This is a genomic window from Paenibacillus sp. EKM211P, from assembly GCF_011066175.1.
GTDB lineage: Bacteria > Bacillota > Bacilli > Paenibacillales > Paenibacillaceae > Paenibacillus > Paenibacillus polymyxa.
In genome coordinates this window covers 119,226-141,447 of the sequence record NZ_JAAMNS010000009.1, presented here as the reverse complement: position 1 = coordinate 141,447, position 22,222 = coordinate 119,226, and the positions used below count along the sequence as shown (strand labels likewise).

Sequence of the window (22,222 nt, the reverse complement as noted above, 5' to 3'; positions counted from 1 at the left end):
AGAACCAAAGGAAATAACGAAACAACCAATTTCTGATTTTTTATTCAGGTGGATGATTCACTATCTCGTTTCATATAATTCGAAATTTGCTAAAAAGTTGTATAATCTCAGTGATACTCTAAATTAGGTCCTTAGTATTAACTAAGGGCTTTTTTTTGTTCCATATATCCCCATGAATATGCTATAGTGTAAGAAATAAAGAAGATTTATGCAGAATTTAGTAGGAAAATGGACTAATGCGTTTCCTTGGTCGTGAGTATATAGTCCTTTTTTATAAATTGTGGTAATTCAAAGGATAATGAGGTAACCACCAAGAAAAGACTTTTTCAGACCAGCAAAAGTATAAAAATTACTGAGACAATTGAAATTAATTAAGGAGGTTCACTAGTGAAAACTAATCCAGTACCGATGCTCGAAATTCCTAATAATACTAGTCGAATCTTTGATACAACGATTGATCCATTAGTTCGTCTAAGAACTATTGAAGCTGGAGAGTTCGAAGATATAGCATGCGAGTGGGCATCCGGGTATTTAACGCAATTTGAAAATTATAAAAGTATTGCTCAAATAGGTGGTTCTAAAGATTCAGGACGTGATATTGTTGCCTATCTTGATGATTCTATGCAGAATTTTGATATATTTCAATGTAAAAGATATAAAGATCCCCTTGCACCTTCAGGGTACATGACTGAATTTGGAAAGCTTTGCTATTACACTATGATTGGAAAATACAATAAACCACGAAAATATTTTATAGTTGCAAGCAATGGTATAGGACAAGACTTGAGAAATTTAGTTGAACATCCATCAAGAATAAATAATGAATTAATAGATACTTGGGACAAATACTGTGCTGGGAAAAGAAAAATTTTATCTGGTGGCTTACCTTTATCTTCTCAATTAAAGACGTACATACAAGATTTCGATTTTTCTATTGTCTCTGAAATTGCACCTGCAACTCTGATTGAGCAGTTTGCCAAAACAGGATGGTACAAATATCATTTTGGGGGAGGACTGAAGCAACGCCCAAAAGTTAAAAAGCCCCAGGAAGCCCTTGAAGATGATGAATTAAGAATGAATTATGTTGATCAATTATTACAGGTATACTCAAATCATGAGAATACACCTATAAAGGATATTGATAGTCTTAAATCGAAGAAAAGTTTGCATAATCATTTTAAGCGGCAAAGAGAGTGTTTTCATAATGCACAGGCTTTAAAAAGATTTACTCGGGATGAGTTAATAAACGATGATATCTATGAAGATGTTAAAAATCAAGTCTTTCATGGAGTTATATCAACTTGTGAGATTAAATATGATAATGACTTGAAACGCGTAGATAAAACCGTTGCAAGATCTCAAATTCTTCCTATTAACAGTTCTGAATTAGGAGATATCAATGTGTTGGAGAAAAGTGGGATATGTCATGAACTGGTCAATGATGGGGAGATGAATTGGGTATATGACGACTAACAAAATTAAAATTTTTAATTCACCTGAAGAAGTTGGTACACGAATATTATTTATCTTATCTTTATGTGATAAACGAATGAGTTCACAGAGAATTATGTACTATGATTATTTTGTTTTGCATTTAAATGATATTGATAATTCATATGGTAGCTTGCACCCGGATAATCCCAATCACTCTTCCGAAATTGCAGTACGAAGGGGTATTGTAAACAAAGGAATAACGCTTATGCTTTCTAAAGGATTATTAGATGTTAAATATACGAAAACAGGAATATATTATAAAAAGAATAATATAACCGATCCTTTTGTGAGTTTATTTTCTAATGGTTATGTCGAGCACTTAAAGAAGAATATCGCTGTGGTAAACGAAAAATTTTCTAATTATTCTGATACTCAAATTTATAGGTATATTAATAAAAATATAGGTTCATGGACAGGAGAGTTTGAAAAAGAATATTCTTCGGGGGATGAATTAATTGAGTGATTTTGGAATAAAATTAAAAAAACTAGTATTGCAAGGAGCTAGGAAAGAAGATGCCATTCTAATATTTAATGAGGGTTTAAACGTTGTTGCTGGGGCATCCGATACTGGGAAATCTTTTGCATACGAATGTATCAACTATATTTTTGGCGCTACTGATATTCCAGAAAAGCCGATTGAGTCCTTGGGTTATGATATAGTTCTTTTAGAGTTTTTTGAGAAAAAATCTGCTCAAACTATTACTTTGAAAAGAAGTTTAAATGAGAGCGAGAAAACAAATATTCACTATTTTTATTCAGATATTGATCATATGAATGATGCATCATTGGATGTCCTCTCAAGCGACTCAAAAGCTAAAAACAGTTTATCATCCAAGCTTATGAGCCTATGTAACTGTACATATGAAAATGTATTGAGGTCGACATCTCAAGGAAAAACTGAAGCATTCACATTTAGGAAGTTTGTTTCTTTGACGATGTTAAATGAATCAAGGATTGTTCAGCGTAATTCACCAATCTTTCTTGGTGATACAAAACGTGATGCAAATTCTTCTAAAGAAATAGCAACTTTTTTTACAATACTATCTGGATATGACTACAAAAAATATGTTAAATCCGAAAGCGTAGATGTAAAAAAGGCCCAGCTTAGGGGGAGAATCGAAGAGCTATCCCTGATTTGCAATGATTTAAAGATCGAAATTGTAACTATGGAGAAGTTTGTAGAAGAAAGTAAAGTAGGAGAAGTCAATGAAAAAATTACTGAATTAGAGCTTATTATAAAGGAACACAAATTGCTCCTAGAAAAGCAAGAAGAAGAACATAGGTTATTGCTAGATCAACTTAGAATTCTGTTAAATGAAAAATCAAGAATAATGGATAATTTATCGAAATTTCGATTGCTAAAAAAGAACTACGAATCAGACATTGAAAGACTGGATTTTATTGATCAGTCTCACAACTTTACTGATCAACTAGTTAATATAAAATGTCCAGTATGTAATTCTCCAATGGAAAACGAAGTGGATAATCACCCAAAGGAAATTTACTTTATTGCTATTGATAAGGAGAAACAAAAATTAAAAGCCCACTTATCTGATTTAGATGATACTATATTTGATTTTGAAAATGATTTGTTGGAGAACAATAGATTACTGCACAAGAATCAAACCACTATTGAAGAACTGGAAAGCTTGCTACGCACACAATCATTGTCTGTTTCTAGTATAATATCAGATTACGAAAATTATTTAAAAATAAGAGATAATATCGTAGAAATTCAAAAAGGAAAAAAGAAGTTGTATGATATGAGCAGCCGTATTAGTGAGCTTTCTAATAGGTTTGACAATACCAAATCTGATGCAAATAAAGTTGAAATCAAAAAGTTATCCGATGAATTAATGATTGAATTCTGCAATATTATTCAGATGTTTCTTGAAAACTGGGGCTTTATTGATAAAGATGAGGTTTCATTTAATAAAAATACCAATGATGTTGTGGTTGCTGATAAAACAAAAGCTTCATATGGAAAGGGTGCTAGAGCCATAATAAATTCTGCTTTTATTTTATCTATAATGGAGTATTGTGTTAGCCGTGGGCTCTCGCATCCTGGGTTCGTCATATTAGACTCTCCACTAACGACATATAAAGAACGAGATAAAAAACAAAACGAGAACAATGAAGAGGTCAAAACTAGTGTCAAGGAATTATTTTTCAAACATTTGGCAACCTTATCGAATGAATGTCAAATAATTATTTTTGATAATGAAGTTCCTCCGAGTGATTTGGAAAATATCACATATCATCATTTCACAGGAAACAAAGAAATAGAACGTACGGGGTTCATTCCTAATTAATGAATAAGATGTAGACGGAGAAAAAATGATGAATTACAAATAAAAACAGAAAAATAATTCCTAAACAGTTATACTCGACCCCAACTAATGGTTATTCATGTCGCAGTGATTGTTTTATTTTATAGTACAGTTTTTATAGTAAAAGGTTCAACAACGAACTCTGTCAGATTTTTTAGGTGAACTTATCTTTAATCACATCAGTTTGCCTTTTTTACTGTAATTAATGAAGACCTATTATTGATGATAGCTAGTTTAAAGCAAATCTTGGTTTGATCTCAAGTATTAGTATGATTGAATAATTGCAGAATAGCATCGTTATCTATAAAAGGAATATGATCCTTTTATTATAAAAAGAGTGGGGTTTTTCAAATGGAAAACTATGTGCTCTGGAGGGTGAAATGATATCAAAGCCAAACTTTCAAATGCGTGGTAATTCCTTCGGAATCATGTCGTTCAACCTGAGGAAAACGTAAGTCATCTCGTAGGCTCCTTAATAGCCTAAAGCTAACAGTTGTGGATTTAGTTAATAGCAAAAATATAGTTTTTTATATAAAAATGTAATATCGGAAAGTTGAATTAGAAGAATAAGTTATAGGTTACTTTATCATGAATAAATTTTTTGTGGAGTTGAATACAGTTGTATAAAACAACAATAATACCGTTAATACCAGGTCAGATTGATATTGTAACTTCGAAAGGAGAATTTAACTTTCAGGAGGTATTAGATGACTTTCCTAATGCAGAATCAATTTTTGTTACAACATATAATATTTCAGCACATCGCAGTCAATTAATACGAGCCTTAGAACGTGCAACAAAACATGCAGATGTACGCATTGTAACGAATATCCCTGATCGGTATGAGCAGTATTACAGTCAAAAACCAAGGGATCGTGCAACTCAAAGTATTGAGCGTATTACACAGCGGCTAGACCCTACTAACTTTGAAAACCTTGCTACCACTTTCCATCTTAGCAATCATTCAAAAGTGGTTATGACCGAAAATATTGCTTATATTGGATCGGCAAATTTTTCAGATGAAAGCGGAAGAAGCAGAGAAACAGGATTTATTGTTCGTGGAACAGACTTAGTCAGCAAAATCAGTGAAAATCTTGTTCCTATATTGATCGAAGAAGGGATTCCTTACTTCGGTAGTATGTTGGATGATAAGAAAATCCTACTTTCCTTTCTCTTGTCACGGTTGGAAGGAGCAGCTTTAATCATGCGTGATGGGTTATTTACGTTTGTAGGATACCCGTATGAGGATAAAGAAGTATATAACATGCATGACCCTTGGTTGAACAACAAAACTTTAGATGATCTTTTAGCTGAGCTTGAGCAAATCGAAATTGAGTTAGAAAAGGAATTTAGTACAGTCAGTGGACTTGAGCATGTTGTGGATCTTATTGATATTGAGTCGATAAACTTAATACGCGAACTTTGTGATTATGACACCCCAATTTTTGAACTTGCTGAGTTCAATGCTGTTGAGTACGCATCTGATTTGCTATCTGAGCAAATGGTTCATAATGAGGATATGAATGACGCTTCACAAGAAGCTGCAGATAGTGCTAATGAAAAGCAGCATGATCTGGCTGTAGCTGCGGAGGCTTCTGTTGAAGAACTGTATCGATTGATAGGGAGCATTAAAAATTCATTCCAGACTGCAGTTACGGAATTGAATCGTCTTGAGACTCAACAATCAACAATAAATAATACTTAATTAATTTATGCTCGAAAGAGGTAACTACAGAAAGAAGAAGACAGGGCTTTCTTAACACTTATGTAGTTTTGAGTAACTAATTGCAGTATAAGAGTAGAAAATGCAAGTTTTAAAGATCCCATAAGAAGTTCTTATTAGAAATGTTAATTTTCTTAATTTTTAGGAGGCTAATATATGTATGAGGTTTATTTGTATGAACGTTCTATTCAGACCAGCCACCTTTCTAACAATGTCTCTCTAAAACTGGAATTCGATCTGAATTTTTATGAAGACACGATTCGCTTTAGCAGGATTAAACTTTCTGATCAGCAGAATCGAATTCAAAATGTGTTAGATGTTCAAGTTTGTGCTAAGGTAAATAACATTAAAATTAAAAAGACAATAGGTCAGATCCAATGCTCTCTTTTAACCTTTAATTATTATTCGAATTCTACTGAATGGGAATGGGTCTTTGACTCCAAAGATATTTCCAATATTGAAGAGATTCGCAGTGGGGATGCTAGTTTTTCAATAGAAATCAAAATTATTATTCTAACGAAGAACGAAAATAAAATCATTCCTTTCAACGGTAGCGGTCAGATAAGCTTCCCAGAAGAGAAATGGCTCTCTTTCATAAGACATTTCGGGTATTCAACTAAGTACGGTTTAACGTTACCACCTTCACTCCTTAACGACAAGAGTTGGCTTCAAGCTTTTGATAAACTAAAAGTTGCTAGAGACCATATGCAAAGGGGAATCACACATGACGCCCTTCGACAGTGTCTTTCTACCTTAGAAGCCTATTCGGATGCTAAGGATCGGGGTGGACCTTATGATAACAAATCTTGGGAAGGATTCCTTAAAGACTTTGTACCACAGAAGAAGGCCGCTCTTGCTGGATTATTTTCAGGTATAGCTACATACTTAAATAAAGTCGGACATCACAGGGAATCAAAACAACTTGAAGATGGTTTGAAGACTACTATCCCACTTGACCAATATGAAGTTGAACTGCTGTTGGCAATATCTCATTTGACTGTCACATATCTGGAAAGAATTAGAATAGGAAATACTCAGGGGGAAATCGGCGCTAAAAACCTTCATGTTTAATTGAAGCAAAACTGCGAAAAAAGGAGAGTGACTTGTGACTGAATTTTATCAGAATTATTTTAAAGATTTGATTCCACTTATATCTGTTTGTATTGTTGTATTAGGATGGATAGTAAACTACAACGCAAATAGAAAACAAAAGCTATATGAAGTATTCCTAACAAAAACAGAATTGAATATAACAGAGATATTGGGTCCCATGTATCAAGAGTTACGCAATATTTTTCAGGAAAAAAATATTAGTGCCAGAGATCGATTATTAAAGTCGTTTGTAGAAAAATACCGAAGTAAAGATACCCCATTGTTTCTTTCGACTGAAACTGAAGTACTCTCAAATTTCAGAGAGTTACAGCTTCAGTACGACTATTATAAATTAAAATCACCACAAATAAATGATGAGAAAGTTTGGATGGCTTTATGTTTGTTAGATGAAATAGTAGATAAGAAAATATCTGAATATAGAAATGTAATATTTAAGCATTACAATTGGTATTATATTTTAGAACGGAGTAACCCTATTTTAGCCTTTTGTTATGAAATCTTCAGAAAATTGTATGTAACTGTGGCGGGTTTGTCAAAGGTATCTATTAGCCTTTCGGTTATTATATACTTGGAGTATCTGGCTTATCTAAAATTAGATTTTTTTCATTTATATTTCGTTGTTGATATGCTGTATATATTACCCTGGACGGTTTTTATATCTATGTTCTGGATAGTTCTTTATGCATTAAATTGGGTCACGTTTCGAGTGGGAATAAAAAAAGAATATAATCGTTTTTTATACAATGAGAAAAATATTGAGATTTACAAGAAAAAATATCCATATCCATTTTTGGATGAAAATAAAGAAATCGAAGAAGATGGATAGGTTCGATATTATTTTAATGTGAGCCTGTAAGATACTTTGTGTAAACTCCAAAAGCATCTAAAATGGGAACAAGAGAATGGTTGAAGAAGAACACATGAGACTTTGGATAAGAAAGCAACTGTGGGCATCCCTTTAAGAATAACAAGCTGGAACGGCTCAAGTTAAGTCGTACGAAGGATTTAAAAGGGAGACTTAGTAACCGATGCTAGGTCTTTTCGTCATGCCTTTCCATATAAAAAATTATTAGAATTCAACTCTTGTTATACGAACATATATTCTGTATAATGAATAAGAACATTCGTTCTGTATGTCGTACAGATACAAAATCCATCAGGATGGAACGTTCACATTCATATCACCCAAACTAACAAACAGGAGGCCAAAATTTGTCCACTAATCCACCACGAAATCAATACCAAATCAAACAGATTTATTTTAACGAGATCACCCATGTAGGCGGCCAACTCTGTGCGCCACAATCCAACACTCGTACCATCACCGTATCAAACAGTATCTACCTTAATCAACTCAAGCGAGTCGTAGCAGAACGTGATCCTTCCGTTGACATTACCGATGTGATCTTTATGCTCAAGGCTGATTACATTGACGAAGATGATTCATCCCAACTTGCTCTATTTGAACGTATGCTGCGAGAGGGCATCTACTATAATGGAAAAAAATATGTTCATTCAATCAAATCGCCTGCTATGGGACGTACACAGCGGACAGAATTTATGCAAGAAAAATATGTTGCTGATCTGTATCGACACATTACACTCGGCAAAATGCCACCACTCACTAACATCCACAAATGGGAAGCAGCATTGGGCGTGAGTCGTTCGGCAGCACAGCGAGTGCCTTATATCCCTCGTATTGTCGTCATTCCCGATTATGAAAAAGATACGATCATTGAAGATGTATGGAAAGTGGAAAAGTGTGCTGAAGATTTGGAGCAACAGAAGTTAATGTTCGAGGAAAAGATGAAGCAACGTGAATATTTCAAAGCGAAGAAAGAATTGAAACCATCTAAGGAACATCTACATAAATTAGAACGTATACCGAACAAAACGATCTCGTGGAATGGCGGTACAAAGTCTGTTCCTGATCAAAATGAATATAAAACTTTCAATGGATGGAATAAACATAATCGTCGTGTGAAGCTAGAAGCAATTTCTTTTCCTGCTCGTTCAGTTATGTATAATGACAAACTATATCCTTGCTATTCCATCGAGCAAACGGAAGAAATTCCAATCATAGCAATCAATAAAGAGTCCATCGGATTTAAGCGAGTAGAGTATCCACAGTATGAAAATAAGAATGTCCAATTTTTCGATGGTCAAGGTTTAATGAGCTTTCAGTTTGCCGAGTGCATCAGACAGCACCTGAATCTATCCTACTCACCCAATGCAGTTCAGGGAAGACTACCTTATTTTAAAGGTAACTTTATCCGATTGAGAATTAAACAAATAGCGCCCAATAAGGTGTGGGCGCTTTCGTTTACATAAGGTCCTTTGTATAGATTTTAAATCGGTTATTTTTAACGTATTAGCATGCCTAGGGCTTTCTAGATACTGTAATTTAGTCTTTCCCTAATTTAGCTTTATTCATGACGATTTTTTATATGAAGTATGAAGCTTTTGGAAGTGAATAAAAAAAGGACATAGCCCGATTCGTGTAAAAATGAAGTTAACAGACACCATTCACACAAGGAGAATTAGGCCATGAATTATTCACATCTTAGGATCATCGAACGTAGCAAGCTTATCAGCAACGATGCAAAGAGAGAACTGATTCTTCAACTACGTCTGGCAACCACCGCCTTCAAAATGTTTACGAGTCACCACGGAAGTTCTGACATGCTTGGCTTGGGAACCCTTCAAAAGTAAAGCTATTAGATTGATTTTGTGGTTTTAGGTAGATGGTTCGGCTGCATGCCTGTGCTACAGTAGGATCATGGGTTACAATAATTAAAGTTTTTCCATCAGCATTTAATTGTTGGAGTATTTTTAAAATTTCGTCTCTGTTACTCGTATCTAATGAGCCTGTAGGTTCATCAGCAAGAATAAGATCACAAGGCTTTAGCATGATTCGTGCAATCGCTACTCGTTGCTGCTCTCCACCGGAAAGTTCATGTATTTTTTGTTTGAGTGAGACATTCAGTCCAACCCGTGAAAGGGCTTCTAACTTTAGATGGTGCTTTTCTTTTTTTGACTTTCTGGAACATGCTAGAGGGATATCTAAATTTGTGCTTACCGTAGCATTGTCAATTAATGCGAAGTTTTGAAATAAGTAAGCTATTCGATTTCTAAGCAATTCGTTGGCGTGGGATGAACGAGGACGAGGGAGATTCTCGCCAAATAGCTTGATGTTACCAGCATCGGGCTGCTCTAGCATTCCGATCAAATTCAAAATTGTTGTTTTTCCAGAACCGCTGGCCCCTGTAATTGCGATCATTTCGCCTCTAACTACGGACAAACTGATGTCTTGGAGTATAGTGTGATTCCCATATTTCTTACTTACACTAATAAGCTCGCATATACTATTCATTATTATAATGTCCCACCTTTCAGTAAGTGAACTCGGTTTCTGTGTTCTATAATTACAAGGGAGATGATACTCGCTATTAACTCAACGACAATGATAAAAAACAGAACTAGAAAAAAAACAATATCTGCCTTCCGACAAATCACCAAAATAATAACTGTTTGTATGATCCAGAGAAATACGAATAAACTAATGAATTCCTTATATGTCCTGAAGAAGCTTAGCCCGAACAGTCTACGTATGATGAAAGCTTGTTGGTATTGTTCGAAAAATACAAGCAGGTTTTGAGCTACAAGAAATAGTAAACCAATTAGCAGCCCACCGATGAGTAATAATTGTAAATTTATTTCATTTTTCAAGTCATTTATTTTGGTTAGCATATATTGATCCACAGTAATCAAGTTTTTGAGATTATCTTCCAAGTGCAACCTTTTTAACTCTGGCTCAAATGAAATATATGTTTGAGCAGTGTCTCTGTTGATCAACTTTATTTTTAGGGGGTCTGAACCTCCATTGCCAAGCACGGCAACTCGATCTGATGTATAACTGTTATTTTCAGTAACGACTTGAATGATGGGATCTATAATTACATTATGCTCAGCTTTAAATACCTCTGGATTGAAACTAAATACTTTTTGATTATCTTCTAGCCATATGATTTGAATCTCAGGTTTCTTTAGATTCTTTGGAACTTGTATATTGTAATGCTCTATTTGGTAATGCTTAAAGTTTTGTCTATCTTCCTTGAAAAAACGCATTATTTCTTTTTCTTTATTATGATATTTATCAGGTACAAGCAAAATCCATTTTTTTGTATTGTCTGAAATTTGGACTTGTTTTTGGTGAATATCATATAGTGGATATTTTTTTAAATAATTGTTATTTACTAAAATTGAACGTATTCCTCTAGAATTTTTATTCAGAATGAGGGAAAGTTCTTCATATTGGCGGGTATTGATTAGTAGAGCCCCGGCTCTATTGGCAAAAGGATAGAGTTGGTTAGCAATAATTTTGTGAAACTCAGTTGCCTCTTGTTGCATATCCTGTGCATCATATCCAATTAATACAGGATAGAAAATGCCATAGTCTTTCACATTCTCCCAACCCTGGATATCCTTTTTTTGCTGAATGAGATTTGTATATTGATTGAGATAGGAAATCCCGAGTGCTACAATAAAAATAGAACATATAATTTTAGTTAATGTATTTAACATGAAAATACTTCTCGTATTTTTTTTGTTTTTAATTATTTGGTGAATTTTCATCATGGATATATATATATAGGATATAAATGAAATGATTAGAACGACTCCAAAAGTCTCAAGTTGGGATAAAATATTGTGTATAACAAAATAAAAATTTGTGTTTGGGACAAAAATAGCTAGCAGAGTAGTAGTAGCTACTGATAGACTACCTGTTATTAAAATAATTTTTCCCATTACAATAAACCATACTTTTCGACTTGTGATTCCATGCATTTTATATATACCTATTGTCTTGGACTCTTGAAAAAAAGCGAAAATTAAAAGAATTAGAATTATAAAAAATAAAGCGTATTGGATGTATGTTAGATAATCCAAGAATTCAAAGGTTTTTGTGGTATTATCTACTACTGTCGGATTATATACAAAGCTATCAATTTTAAAGGGTATTTTAATATATTTTTGATACTTGACATTTAATTTTTCTGTAAAAATAGTCAAAAACTTTTGAAATGCTTGATAATTCTTGGTCTCGACAAAATAGGTACCAGCTACAGGTAGATGCTGAAACGAAAGGTGCAAGGGAGAAATCGTAATCAAATCATTTTTTCCAAAATCTTGTATACTGCCAATCTGATTTGGATTACCAGTATGTATGGATGATAAAAAGTGTAAGCTTTGTTGTGTGTCCTCAGAAAGGACCTTGCTACTATCAACGATATGAACATAATTGTATAATTGTGTACTGCCTGTAAGTAGTACATATTTTACAATTTCAACTTTATTATTAGGCTTATTGTTAATTGCAGGCCTAAAAATATTAATTTTTGCTTGGATTGCTGATTCAAGTAATATGGGATATAGTTGATCTGGATTTGCTAATAGCGGATCATCAGGTAATGAAAAAGGAAAAGAGATTGATTTTTCCATCTGATCTATCTTATTGAATTCAATGATATCTGTCTGAATATATATTCGACTGAACGAGAGAACAGATAACAATATCAGAAAGCATGCAACTATTTTTCTCAAACTTATTGCACTCCCTTATATTAAGCTTTTTAAGGTATTGAAAGTCAAACGACAAGAAAAAAGGGATCATCAGAACGAAAAAGATGATCCCCACTATTTAAATTAATTTATGACTTAGGTGGTGTATAAGCATGCCAGTTGGCTTTTGCTGTATCTGCCGAACTTCCTGTCGTACTTGAATAGGAGGTAGTTCCTGCTGACGTATCACCACTATCACTATGGTGTGTACCTATAGAGCACGAAGAGCTATGGATTTTTTTGGGATGATAGTAATTTGACCATACTTTCTTAGTCCAAACACTTTCATAGCTAGTGCCATAATCCCAGTTTCCACCTCCAACATCCTCTGAAAAAGGTGTAATGGCTGCATTAGAAAACGGTGCCTTTGTTGAAGAAGCATTAGTAAGATCAATAGAACCACTTGCCACATCAGAATTACTTTGTGCCATAGCTTGGCCTGCCGAGGCAGCCAGCATAGCAACGGCAAATATAGTGCTTAGAATACGTTTTTTCGCCATCATTATTTCCTCCCTTAAAATATAAAAAAATGAAATAATAAGTAATTTTCCGGAAATTACACCAACTATAATACATACTTTTCCTGAAAATGTATATAGCTAAAAAAGTATTTTTTTGTTTTTTGTTGTCGAATAATTATTTTTATTAATATAATTTACATAAAATAGGTTTTTTGAATTGGATATATATGAATAAAAAGTATAAAACTAAACAATTTGAAAGAAAGGAGGCATTCAAACATAATTATTAAAATTTGAATAGGAAAATAGAGTGATATATTCAATGATAGTATGATTCTTGCACGGAACATGATATATCTCTTCCATAGTCTCATCACATGTGGAGTGCTGTTTACTATTGGTCAGAAAAGACTAATAGTTGAGGTGTATTGGCGTTTGAAAAAGGCAAAAATCAAAACAAACTTACTGATAAAAACATCAATAAGATTATCGAAACGTACCGAAATCGTGTAGATGTTGATAAATATGCTCACGTGGCATCACTTGAAGAAATCAAAGAAAACGAGTTTAACTTAAATATTCCTCGCTACGTGGATACGTTTGAAGAAGAACAAGTCATTGATCTTGCCGAAGTGAGTAAGCTTTTAGAGCAAGATAAAAAAGAAATCGCTGAACTTGAAGCCAAAATCAATGAACAGCTGAAAATTTTGGGTATTCATGTGTAGAATTTGACGAAAAGGGTCAAGGATATTATTCCTCGGCTCTTTTTTTAAGCCATTAGCATGGGAACGGCGTAGGCTGGGGGAAGTTATGCCGTGCAGTATTTTTATGAACTGCGGCGCAGTACGTTATAGAAGATGGCAAGGAGGGGCGGCGCTCTTCCTTTTTTTGCGAGTCTTTTGGGGAGTATGCTCCTCTATTGAGTATGATATACTCTTTTAGATGTCTATGCTTAACCTGCCGTTTGAACTACGTTGGTTAAACATGTTATATGTGAAGAAGAAGCAAGGACATGAACAGGTTAGCTTTACCATTTTGGGACCAAAGATTTGTCCTGGTAATTATAGAGGAGTTTTTGATATGATGAATAATTTTTGGCGTGAGTTGCCACGACCTTTTTTTATACTGGCACCGATGGAAGATGTGACGGATGTTGTGTTTCGCCATGTCGTAAGTGAAGCAGCCAGACCGGATGTGTTTTTTACGGAGTTTGCGAATACAGAGAGTTATTGTCACCCGGAGGGGAACAAAAGTGTACGCGGGCGTTTGACTTTTACAGAGGATGAACAACCTATGGTGGCCCATATCTGGGGAGATAAGCCGGAATATTTCCGTGAAATGAGCATTGGTATGGCGAAAGAAGGCTTCAAAGGCATCGATATTAATATGGGTTGCCCCGTAGCGAATGTAGCCGAGAATGGGAAGGGAAGCGGTCTGATCTGCCGTCCCGAAATCGCAGCGGATATCATTCAGGCCGCCAAAGCCGGGGGACTGCCCGTCAGTGTAAAAACAAGGCTCGGTTTCACTGCCGTAGACGAATGGTGCAACTGGTTTACCCATATTTTGAAACAAGACATTGTGAATTTGTCCATTCATCTGCGGACAAGAGAGGAAATGAGCAAAGTAGACGCTCATTGGGAACTGATTCCGGAGATTAAGAAACTTCGTGATGAGGTGGCACCAGATACACTGCTGACCATTAACGGAGATATTCCGGACCGTCAGACTGGCTTGAAGCTCGCTGAGCAATATGGAGTGGATGGCATTATGATTGGGCGTGGTATTTTCCAGAATCCATTTGCGTTTGAGAAGGAGCCGAAGGAACACAGCAGTGAAGAATTGCTTGAACTGCTGCGGCTTCATCTAGATCTCCATGATCATTATTCAGCACAGGAGCCACGTTCGTTCAGCCCTCTCGCCCGCTTCTTCAAAATATATGTCCGTGGATTCCGAGGGGCAAGTGAACTCAGAAACAGCTTAATGAACGCCAAATCAACAAGTAAAGTGCGTACATTGCTTGATGAGTTTGGAAGCAAGGATCATGATGAGGTAGAGGAACGAGGAAATTAAATTGCCAAGTTAGGGACGGGCTGTTAGCAGGCATTGAAAACATAGGAGGATATATGTCCTGGAGTAAATTGAAGCAACAACTGGAGAGCTTCCTCTCTCCTGCGTTAGACGGAAGGGTCGAATACCGATCTACCAGTTACCGTTATTTTCCTGATAAATCTGGAACTTGTTATATAACTGTAGATAAGAAGAACATACTCAATATGAATGATATCACTAGTTCAATCAAATGGTATCAGACGGAGTTGGAAATCAAAAATGATCCAGATATCCAAGTTCCTATCAGCAATGAAGAAATTGAAGCGATCAGAAAAGATACTAATGGGAATGTTCCGGAGGATCGTCTACAAGTAATAGCAAGAGGTAGAAAAATATCAGAGCATGCAAAGGAGCTTTTGTCAGCACAGGCCTTATTAAGCAAGTCTAATTTTAATGTTGTAGCTAATAAATTTTTAACTACTTCTATAGAGGACAGCTTAGAGAGTAATGATATCTTATTGAATATTCTAGCTTTAGTGGACAGACGAGTAGGAAAAAAGCGAATTTTAAACATGTCTGAGAAGATGAAGTTAAAGCATCCGATTGTGCAGTATTTTTATGAGTTACGGCGCAGTACGTTATGAAAAAAATAACTTTCAATAATGGGGACACTTCGTGTCAGGGTTGTTCTCACTGAAAACATGAATGAAGACTTGAAAGAAATCGGGGAAAAGTGGAGTGGAAAACAGGGCGAACCGGCTTCCATTATCATGTCTTTTCCCTGTTTTTTATATCGGGCTATACTGCATTGATTCCTACTTTGCAGGCTGGGTATCCCATTGCGAAATTGGACACAAGCCTAACGAAGGTGAATGAAACGGTTAAGGAAAATTCGCGGCTTGTGTACGACTCCATGCTAAAGGGGCTGCGTCAGGCTGTAGAACATGAGATCAAAATTGGGATTGGAACGGATGCCGCAATGTCTTACGTCACTCACTATGATATGTGGCGGGAACTAGACCACCATATGAGACAAACGAAACTGAATGCGGGTCAGGTCATCGAACGGGCAACAAAGTCTAATGCGGAAATCCTAGGCATTGATCACCTTACAGGGAGCATTGATATCGGAAAACAGGCGGATTTAATCGTGCTGGAGCACAACCCTTTGGACAACATAAAAGCTTTGTCGAATGTAGCTATGGTTATGGTGAGGGGCAATCTTATACCAATACCATCAGTGACCCGAATTCAGGAAGTGGACGAGCTGTTGGATTCAGTTTGGCAAAATTAAATCCATCCCGTAAACTCCAGTATAGACGCTTTGGCCGATTGTGCTTCGGATTGCGCCCCTTTACGCCATTCTTTAGGGGGCTCTCCGATAAGCCTGGAGAAGCATCGGTTGAAGCTGGAAATGGAGCGATAACCGACTTGCTCGGAGATTGAAAGAATGGAGTCTTCTGTGCTTTTTAACTGCTTGCAGGCCTCTTCGATTCGGGTGCTGTTTAGGAAATCGAGGGGCGACGTTCCCATAATCTCATGAAATTTTCTGCGGAAATGGGTTGTACTTAAATGGCATAGATCAGCCAAAAAATCAATGGTAACGGGCTTCATGTAATGTTTAGTGATGTACTCCAAAGCCGGAGAAATGACAAATTCGCTTTTCAAGCTATGCTCTGTTTCTTGATTTGCCATTGGTTCATTCCTAGAATGAATTCTAAGGAGCTCTATATAAAGGGATAGCAATAAGCCGTAGGCGCTTTCCTGATAGTAAGGGTTCTGTTGTTGTAATTCCTCTACGACCGAAGTCGCAAGTGTATACACCTTGGGATGCTGCTCCTTGTTTAATATACAGTTCGTTCCCTTCATCACCCACAAATTGGGCTCAAAGTTCCTGTAAGCGCTTTTAAAAGAATGTTGAAAAAGGTCCTCTGGCGAAAAAAAGATATAAGACCAAAGGCTGGCTGTATTTGGCGAACTATACGTGGTGTGAGGAAGATACCTGGGAATGAAAGTTACATCCCCGGCTTTGAAGGGGACAGTTTCTCCTTTGATCTCCATGAAGCCGCCATCCGAATAGCAAATACCAATCTCCAAATGGTTATGAAAATGAAGGTGCTCACTTTTAATATCTGAAATCTTCCAACGTTCACCACTTAATAGCAACACAGGAAAGTTGATGGGCAAGCTGTAGTGTCGGTATTCTATAACGGGCTTCTTTTTTCTGGGCATATTCAATACTCCCATTACTTGGATTTGAGTTGATTCTAGGTCAACGTTACATCAAGCTTAGCCAGCAGGTATACATCAGGATTTTGCAAAATTCGATTCCAATCGCTGCAAGGTGCAATATATAGACGAACTAGACCATGTCGATCTATATATTGTTTATTGGAAGTCGCTTATTGGATTTTTGCAAAATTCTCACATAAATGATTGAAATTGCGCAGTTTTGTTGCGAATGTGCTTAGATTGAGACTATTTTACTGCGTACAATGTAATAAGTAAAGCGTTTCCAAAACAGTGACGAACCGCTCTCAAGCGCCTTTGGGGGCGTGTGCACTAAGAGAGGGGAATAACAATGCTTCAATTAACTTATGACAAGGAAGAAATATTAAGAGTTATTGATAAAGTCGTCAGAAAAACGATGGCGATGGATTTAACATGGGATTGGCCCTGCGGTGTGGCTTATTATGGTGTATCCAGAGCCTATACCCAAACAGGAAATAAAGATTATTTAAATATGCTTGTCCAGTGGGCAGATGAATACATCGAGCTTGGTCTGCCGCACTGGACGGTAAACACATGTGCCATGGGTCATATGCTGATCACATTGTATGAAGAAACAGGGGACCAGAAATATTGGGATATTGTGATGAGCAAGGTGGATTACATCCAAAATAATGCTCTCCGGTTCGGAGATCGTGTTCTGCAGCATACGGTATCCACTGCTAATGATTTTCCAGAACAGGCATGGGCAGATACGTTGTTTATGGCGGCATTCTTTCTGCTCCGTGTAGGAACCAAATTAAAGGACGAGAAAATGATCCAGGATGCCTTAAATCAATATTACTGGCATATCAAATACCTGCAAGACCCTAGTAGCGGTCTCTGGTACCATGGCTACAACAATGTCCAACAGGATCATATGTCCGGATTTTTCTGGGGAAGAGCGAATGCTTGGGGAGCATATACCATGTCGCAAGTCAAAATTCATTTGAAAGACTGGTATTTGTATCCGCCGTGTATGGACGTGGAATGTTCCCTTCGGGATCAACTGGCGGCACTGAAAGGTGTCCAAACAGAGAACGGCTTATGGCGGACGGTACTGGATGACGAGGAGTCCTATGAAGAAGTATCTGCATCTTGCGGTATTGCGGCGGCCATGATCAATAACGGCAATCCGCTGCATACCAAATACGTGCAAAAGGCACTGAAGGGCATCTTGAACCATATTAGCGAAGACGGACGGGTACTGGGTGTATCGGGCGGCACAGCGGTTATGAAAGATCGGGAAGGGTATCGCAATATTCCAAAAGACTGGATTCAGGGCTGGGGACAAGGCTTGGCGTTGGCTTTTCTATCCGATATGTTGAATTAGGAGGGATCGAAGTTGTCTAAACAAGCAACGGGGGCCTTTACACTACCGGGGGAATCTGGTTATGAGGCGCTGACCCTGAAATTAGCTGAACGATGGGGTGCCGATGTCATCCGTGACAGTGATGGCACGCAATTGTCCGATGAGATTATAAACGCTGGATACGGCATTTATTCTACAATCTGTATCATCAGAGATCATAACGAGTGGGCGTCCCGCAATCTGGATAAGCTGCAGCAGTGTTTTTTAATTACGAATCCGAAGGTAGCTGTACAGGATTATGTATCCATCTATCTGATGGAGGATTTTTTTGCAGAACAATTCAAAGTGAATGATTCCAAAGAGGCGCTTAACTACTGGCAGGTTTTTGACAGAACGACCGGGGGAGAAGTTCCAAGAGAACAATGGAATTATGAAAGGGAATCCGGAAATGTGGTCATTACCGGAATTGCTTCTTGGCATAAATACACGGTAAGCTTCATGGTCTACCGGATCTGGGAAGAGATTTCCATGTACAATCACACCACGAATCATTGGGACAAAGAGCATTTGATGCAGATTGATCCTATTTATAAAGAAACGCAACAGTATCTGCTGGATTGGATGGAAGATTGGTGTCTTCATCATAAGGAAACCACGGTTGTCCGGTTTACCTCCTTATTTTATAACTTCGCCTGGATTTGGGGCAGCAATGAGCGCAATCGCCATCTGTTCTCTGATTGGGGGTCATACGATTTTACGGTAAGCTCAAGAGCGCTTGATCTATTTGCCAAGAGATATGGGTATTCGATGACTGCCGAGGATTTTGTGAATGGTGGAAAGTATCGCGTCACACATATCCCGGCTGAGCAGCGCAAGCTGGACTGGATGGCATTTATCAATGATTTTGTAATCGAATTTGGCAAGAAATTAATTGATATCGTGCATCAGCACGGCAAGCTGGCCTATGTGTTTTATGATGACAGTTGGGTTGGCATGGAGCCTTATAATGAACGTTTTCAAGAGTTTGGATTTGACGGATTGATCAAATGTGTGTTCTCAGGTTATGAGGCGAGGCTGTGTTCAGGTGTAAAAGTGAATATGCATGAGATTCGGCTGCATCCCTACTTATTTCCGGTTGGCTTAGGCGGGCTTCCTACCTTTATGGAAGGGGGCGACCCCACGCTGGATGCCAAAAAGTATTGGATTAATATCCGGCGCGCCCTGTTGAGGGAGCCTATTGACCGGACTGGACTGGGTGGATATTTGCATCTTGTAGAGCCTTACCCGGATTTTTGTGATTACATCGAAAAGATTGCCAACGAGTTCAGAGAAATCAAAGAACTGCATCATGAAGGCAAACCCTATCACATGAAGACGAAGGTAGCTATTCTGCACAGCTGGGGAAAATTGAGATCGTGGACCTTGTCTGGTCATTTCCACGAAACATATATGCATGATTTGATTCATATCAATGAGGCTTTATCCGGATTGCCGGTTGAAGTTCAGTTCATTGATTTTGACGATATCCGTCAGGGAATACTACAGGATTGTGATGTAGTGATTAATGCGGGCTCTGCTGGTACAGCATGGAGTGGCGGAAAGTACTGGGATGACAACAAATGTGTAGACTTACTGACCCAATGGGTTTATGAGGGCGGCACCTTTATTGGCATCAATCAGCCTTCAGCGGTTGAAGGTCATGACAGCTTTTTCAGAATGGCACATGTCCTCGGTCTGGATGAGGATACAGGCTCCAGAGTAGCTCATGGAAGATGGACATATGAGGTTAGGGATGAGTATGGTTTGGTGCCTGAAGGGGCAAGTATAACGCCGAATAATAGGATTTATTTTACGGATGGGTCAGCTGCGATAGCGGGTGAAACGAATGGAATGATAACACTATCCACTCATGCCTTCGGTAAAGGTAAGGGAATTTACCTTCCTTCCTTCGAATTCAGTTGGGAAAATACAAGATTGCTGCTGAATATAATCCGCTTTGCGGGTAATGAGCTCAATGAAACGAAGTATATTACGGATAACTTATATACAGAGTGTGCTTATTATCCAGAAAGTAAAATGTTGGTTGTTATTAACAATAGCGATCAACTGCAAAAAACAACGATTGAAACGGACTATGGCAAACAAACCATGGAGTTAGAACCATATGACACCATGATCACCCATATCGGCTTAACAAAATCGGTATAGGACATAAGAAGTAGCGGTATCAAGCCCTCCTTTATTTTAAGGAAGGGCTTTTTGTTTCAGCACCTCCAGAAAATCCAGCCAATTTACCGGGGATTTTGTCCATTCAAAAGCATTTAGTCCTTCATTAACTATAAGTATAACAATGAAGGAGATGATTTCTTTGCGAAAGGCAACTTTAGTGAAAATTAGAAAAGCGGAAGCAAAATTGGGGAAAAAACTGAAAAAAAGAAGCCATGTGGTTATGAATGTTAAAAAAGCCATTCGTGTAACTCAACTTGGAGATGGGTTTGCACGCTTCACTTTCGCTCCGGTCACTATTTCTCCTAATAGCTTTAGAAGCACTACGATTAACGGTAACGACTACAATCTGATTAGCGGTTCATGGATTTTCTCGGGAAATCAGCAAGGGTTTCTGCTCGATAACTATTCTGCGGCTGAAGACAGATGGTTCTTTACTGCATGGAATCCAACGGGAACCACAAGAACGGTATCTTATGCTGTTATCGCCAAACGGAAGCCATAATACCAATGTCATCGTTAGCAGGGAAAAGGAGCTTGAGGCTTCTTTTCCCTGCTAAATGTAGAGAGCATTTTGAACAAACCTTCGATGATCTTATAATTTTTGATAGTGGTTTAAGAGGTGCTCAACTCTTTCTTTAATAATCTGTTTTAAAGATTCAGGCTTCACGGATCGTACATAATGATCATATCTCATAAAGTAATTAGCGATAAACTCTTCTTCTCCAGGATTATAAAATCCTTTTATGACTGTTTTATGACCCTGTTCTATTTTCATAGAAGGATAATGTTCTTTATAAAAGATATCCTTGGCTTGTTCTACAATTTCTACTTCAAAATCAATGCTCTTCTCAGATTGATACATTTCTAATGAACGAATAAGGAGTTCATCTATAGAACAGTGAGAATTGATTTCCTCTTCTTCTATTGAGGTGATTCGATCACATCTGAAAACCCTATATTTGTTCGTATTTAACTCTATTCCAGTAGCGTACCATTGGCCAAACTTAGCGGAAATCTTGAAAAATTGAACATGATAACTTTTGTTCTGGTTATTTTTTGAATATTGAATCTTACAGTACGTCTCATTAAGAACGCTGGTTAGAATTTTATCTAAATAACGACTAATATGATTATGCTGATATATTTCAAATTGTAGAACCTTTTTCATTTTATGAATCTGGTTTATTTGTAATTTAGAAAGACAGTGTTCAAACTTTTCATTGAGTTTATTAACACTCAAATGAAAGGGTGTAGATTGATAAGCTTCTAAGGTTAGCATGGCAAAGTACAGAGCATACACTTCATCCATCGTAAAAATAATAGGGGATAACAGTCTGTTTTTTAAGATACCATATCGTCCATGTCGGCCATGTTCCGAATAAATAGGCATACCTAATTGTTCTAATGAACTAATATCACGTAGGGCTGTACTTTTTGAAATGTGGTATTTATCCATGAGATCATTTAAATTAAAGTACTCACGACTGTTTAAGTATCTAATCATGTCATTTAATCTTTCGGGTTTCTTCATACATAAATCTCCTTATAAAAGGTGTCATGTTTTGATACCTTTACAAATGATAATAGGTTCAAGGGAATATATCAAATCTATAAGATATCT

At 37.0% G+C, this 22,222-nt stretch carries 18 protein-coding genes and 1 pseudogene; 14 read left to right on the top strand and 5 right to left on the bottom strand.

Annotated features, from left to right (window positions below; all coding sequences use genetic code 11):
* The first annotated feature begins 387 nt into the window (after positions 1 to 387).
* From G9G57_RS14825 to G9G57_RS14795, 7 genes are all read left to right on the top strand, one after another.
* Positions 388 to 1,473: an ABC-three component system protein gene (locus tag G9G57_RS14825; protein WP_164965144.1), complete on the top strand. Its 1,086-nt coding sequence runs from the start codon at positions 388 to 390 to the stop codon at positions 1,471 to 1,473.
* Positions 1,463 to 1,957, top strand: a complete 495-nt coding sequence (locus tag G9G57_RS14820) for an ABC-three component system middle component 2 (RefSeq protein ID WP_164965143.1) — start codon at positions 1,463 to 1,465, stop codon at positions 1,955 to 1,957. Before G9G57_RS14825 ends, G9G57_RS14820 begins: the two co-directional genes overlap by 11 nt.
* The gene (locus G9G57_RS14815; RefSeq protein ID WP_164965142.1) at positions 1,950 to 3,806 is read left to right on the top strand and encodes a hypothetical protein; all 1,857 of its coding nucleotides are present in this window, start codon (positions 1,950 to 1,952) and stop codon (positions 3,804 to 3,806) included. Before G9G57_RS14820 ends, G9G57_RS14815 begins: the two co-directional genes overlap by 8 nt.
* A 637-nt stretch (positions 3,807 to 4,443) precedes the next feature.
* Positions 4,444 to 5,529, top strand: coding sequence for a phospholipase D-like domain-containing protein (locus tag G9G57_RS14810; RefSeq protein WP_164965141.1), 1,086 nt, complete (start codon positions 4,444 to 4,446; stop codon positions 5,527 to 5,529).
* A 174-nt stretch (positions 5,530 to 5,703) separates the two neighbouring features.
* On the top strand, positions 5,704 to 6,618 hold the full coding sequence (locus tag G9G57_RS14805) for a hypothetical protein (RefSeq protein WP_164965140.1): 915 nt from the start codon (positions 5,704 to 5,706) through the stop codon (positions 6,616 to 6,618).
* Positions 6,619 to 6,652: 34 nt separating this feature from the next.
* Complete coding sequence (locus tag G9G57_RS14800) at positions 6,653 to 7,486, top strand: hypothetical protein (protein WP_164965139.1); 834 nt, start codon at positions 6,653 to 6,655, stop codon at positions 7,484 to 7,486.
* A gap of 386 nt (positions 7,487 to 7,872) precedes the next feature.
* Complete coding sequence (locus tag G9G57_RS14795) at positions 7,873 to 8,991, top strand: hypothetical protein (RefSeq protein WP_238799295.1); 1,119 nt, start codon at positions 7,873 to 7,875, stop codon at positions 8,989 to 8,991.
* Between the two features lie 325 nt (positions 8,992 to 9,316).
* Here G9G57_RS14795 and G9G57_RS14790 read toward each other — a convergent pair whose 3' ends face one another.
* The 3 genes from G9G57_RS14790 to G9G57_RS14780 all read right to left on the bottom strand — a co-directional run bounded on the left by G9G57_RS14790 (position 9,317) and on the right by G9G57_RS14780 (position 12,785).
* The gene (locus tag G9G57_RS14790; protein ID WP_164965138.1) at positions 9,317 to 10,033 is read right to left on the bottom strand and encodes an ABC transporter ATP-binding protein; all 717 of its coding nucleotides are present in this window, start codon (positions 10,031 to 10,033) and stop codon (positions 9,317 to 9,319) included.
* A gap of 2 nt (positions 10,034 to 10,035) precedes the next feature.
* Positions 10,036 to 12,162, bottom strand: a complete 2,127-nt coding sequence (locus G9G57_RS14785; RefSeq protein WP_164965137.1) for a DUF1430 domain-containing protein — start codon at positions 12,160 to 12,162, stop codon at positions 10,036 to 10,038.
* A 209-nt stretch (positions 12,163 to 12,371) separates the two neighbouring features.
* On the bottom strand, positions 12,372 to 12,785 hold the full coding sequence (locus tag G9G57_RS14780; RefSeq protein WP_238799294.1) for a lactococcin 972 family bacteriocin: 414 nt from the start codon (positions 12,783 to 12,785) through the stop codon (positions 12,372 to 12,374).
* A gap of 389 nt (positions 12,786 to 13,174) precedes the next feature.
* On the opposite strand from G9G57_RS14780, the pseudogene G9G57_RS14775 reads away from it, so the two are divergent.
* From G9G57_RS14775 to G9G57_RS14760, 4 genes and pseudogenes are all read left to right on the top strand, one after another.
* Positions 13,175 to 13,468, top strand: a pseudogene (locus tag G9G57_RS14775) (N-6 DNA methylase); the annotation flags it as partial.
* 355 nt (positions 13,469 to 13,823) lie between these two features.
* Positions 13,824 to 14,813 carry a tRNA dihydrouridine synthase gene (locus G9G57_RS14770; RefSeq protein WP_164965136.1) on the top strand — a complete coding sequence of 330 codons (990 nt, stop codon included), beginning with the start codon at positions 13,824 to 13,826 and terminating at the stop codon, positions 14,811 to 14,813.
* A 53-nt stretch (positions 14,814 to 14,866) separates the two neighbouring features.
* Positions 14,867 to 15,436 carry an SF0329 family protein gene (locus G9G57_RS14765; protein WP_164965135.1) on the top strand — a complete coding sequence of 190 codons (570 nt, stop codon included), beginning with the start codon at positions 14,867 to 14,869 and terminating at the stop codon, positions 15,434 to 15,436.
* Positions 15,437 to 15,525: 89 nt separating this feature from the next.
* The gene (locus tag G9G57_RS14760) at positions 15,526 to 16,086 is read left to right on the top strand and encodes an amidohydrolase family protein (protein ID WP_164965134.1); all 561 of its coding nucleotides are present in this window, start codon (positions 15,526 to 15,528) and stop codon (positions 16,084 to 16,086) included.
* Here G9G57_RS14760 and G9G57_RS14755 read toward each other — a convergent pair.
* On the bottom strand, positions 16,083 to 17,024 hold the full coding sequence (locus tag G9G57_RS14755) for a helix-turn-helix domain-containing protein (RefSeq protein WP_164965133.1): 942 nt from the start codon (positions 17,022 to 17,024) through the stop codon (positions 16,083 to 16,085). The two genes, G9G57_RS14760 and G9G57_RS14755, sit on opposite strands and share 4 nt — an antisense overlap.
* Positions 17,025 to 17,373: 349 nt before the next feature.
* Between G9G57_RS14755 and G9G57_RS14750 the strand changes: the two genes are divergently transcribed.
* From G9G57_RS14750 to G9G57_RS14740, 3 genes are all read left to right on the top strand, one after another.
* Positions 17,374 to 18,393, top strand: a complete 1,020-nt coding sequence (locus G9G57_RS14750) for a glycoside hydrolase family 88/105 protein (protein WP_164965132.1) — start codon at positions 17,374 to 17,376, stop codon at positions 18,391 to 18,393.
* A 12-nt stretch (positions 18,394 to 18,405) separates the two neighbouring features.
* Positions 18,406 to 20,580 carry a 1,3-beta-galactosyl-N-acetylhexosamine phosphorylase gene (gene gnpA, locus G9G57_RS14745; protein WP_164965131.1) on the top strand — a complete coding sequence of 725 codons (2,175 nt, stop codon included), beginning with the start codon at positions 18,406 to 18,408 and terminating at the stop codon, positions 20,578 to 20,580.
* A gap of 151 nt (positions 20,581 to 20,731) precedes the next feature.
* A complete protein-coding gene (locus G9G57_RS14740; protein WP_225164894.1) occupies positions 20,732 to 21,103 on the top strand; it encodes a hypothetical protein in 372 nt (123 codons plus the stop codon).
* Positions 21,104 to 21,193: 90 nt separating this feature from the next.
* Here the strand turns inward: G9G57_RS14740 and G9G57_RS14735 are convergent, their stop codons facing one another.
* Positions 21,194 to 22,132 carry a helix-turn-helix transcriptional regulator gene (locus G9G57_RS14735; RefSeq protein ID WP_164965130.1) on the bottom strand — a complete coding sequence of 313 codons (939 nt, stop codon included), beginning with the start codon at positions 22,130 to 22,132 and terminating at the stop codon, positions 21,194 to 21,196.
* Positions 22,133 to 22,222 lie beyond the last annotated feature (90 nt).

Bases quoted from the DNA above. Each gene is read 5' to 3' on its own strand.
- G9G57_RS14770 (WP_164965136.1), top strand. From the start codon at position 13,824: ATGATGAATAATTTTTGGCGTGAGTTGCCACGACCTTTTTTTATACTG.
- G9G57_RS14785 (WP_164965137.1), bottom strand. From the start codon at position 12,162: ATGGAAAAATCAATCTCTTTTCCTTTTTCATTACCTGATGATCCGCTA.
- G9G57_RS14765 (WP_164965135.1), top strand. From the start codon at position 14,867: ATGTCCTGGAGTAAATTGAAGCAACAACTGGAGAGCTTCCTCTCTCCT.
- G9G57_RS14790 (WP_164965138.1), bottom strand. From the start codon at position 10,033: ATGAATAGTATATGCGAGCTTATTAGTGTAAGTAAGAAATATGGGAAT.
- G9G57_RS14735 (WP_164965130.1), bottom strand. From the start codon at position 22,132: ATGAAGAAACCCGAAAGATTAAATGACATGATTAGATACTTAAACAGT.
- G9G57_RS14750 (WP_164965132.1), top strand. From the start codon at position 17,374: ATGCTTCAATTAACTTATGACAAGGAAGAAATATTAAGAGTTATTGAT.
- G9G57_RS14805 (WP_164965140.1), top strand. From the start codon at position 5,704: ATGTATGAGGTTTATTTGTATGAACGTTCTATTCAGACCAGCCACCTT.
- G9G57_RS14740 (WP_225164894.1), top strand. From the start codon at position 20,732: ATGATTTCTTTGCGAAAGGCAACTTTAGTGAAAATTAGAAAAGCGGAA.
- G9G57_RS14780 (WP_238799294.1), bottom strand. From the start codon at position 12,785: ATGATGGCGAAAAAACGTATTCTAAGCACTATATTTGCCGTTGCTATG.
- G9G57_RS14820 (WP_164965143.1), top strand. From the start codon at position 1,463: ATGACGACTAACAAAATTAAAATTTTTAATTCACCTGAAGAAGTTGGT.
- G9G57_RS14755 (WP_164965133.1), bottom strand. From the start codon at position 17,024: ATGCCCAGAAAAAAGAAGCCCGTTATAGAATACCGACACTACAGCTTG.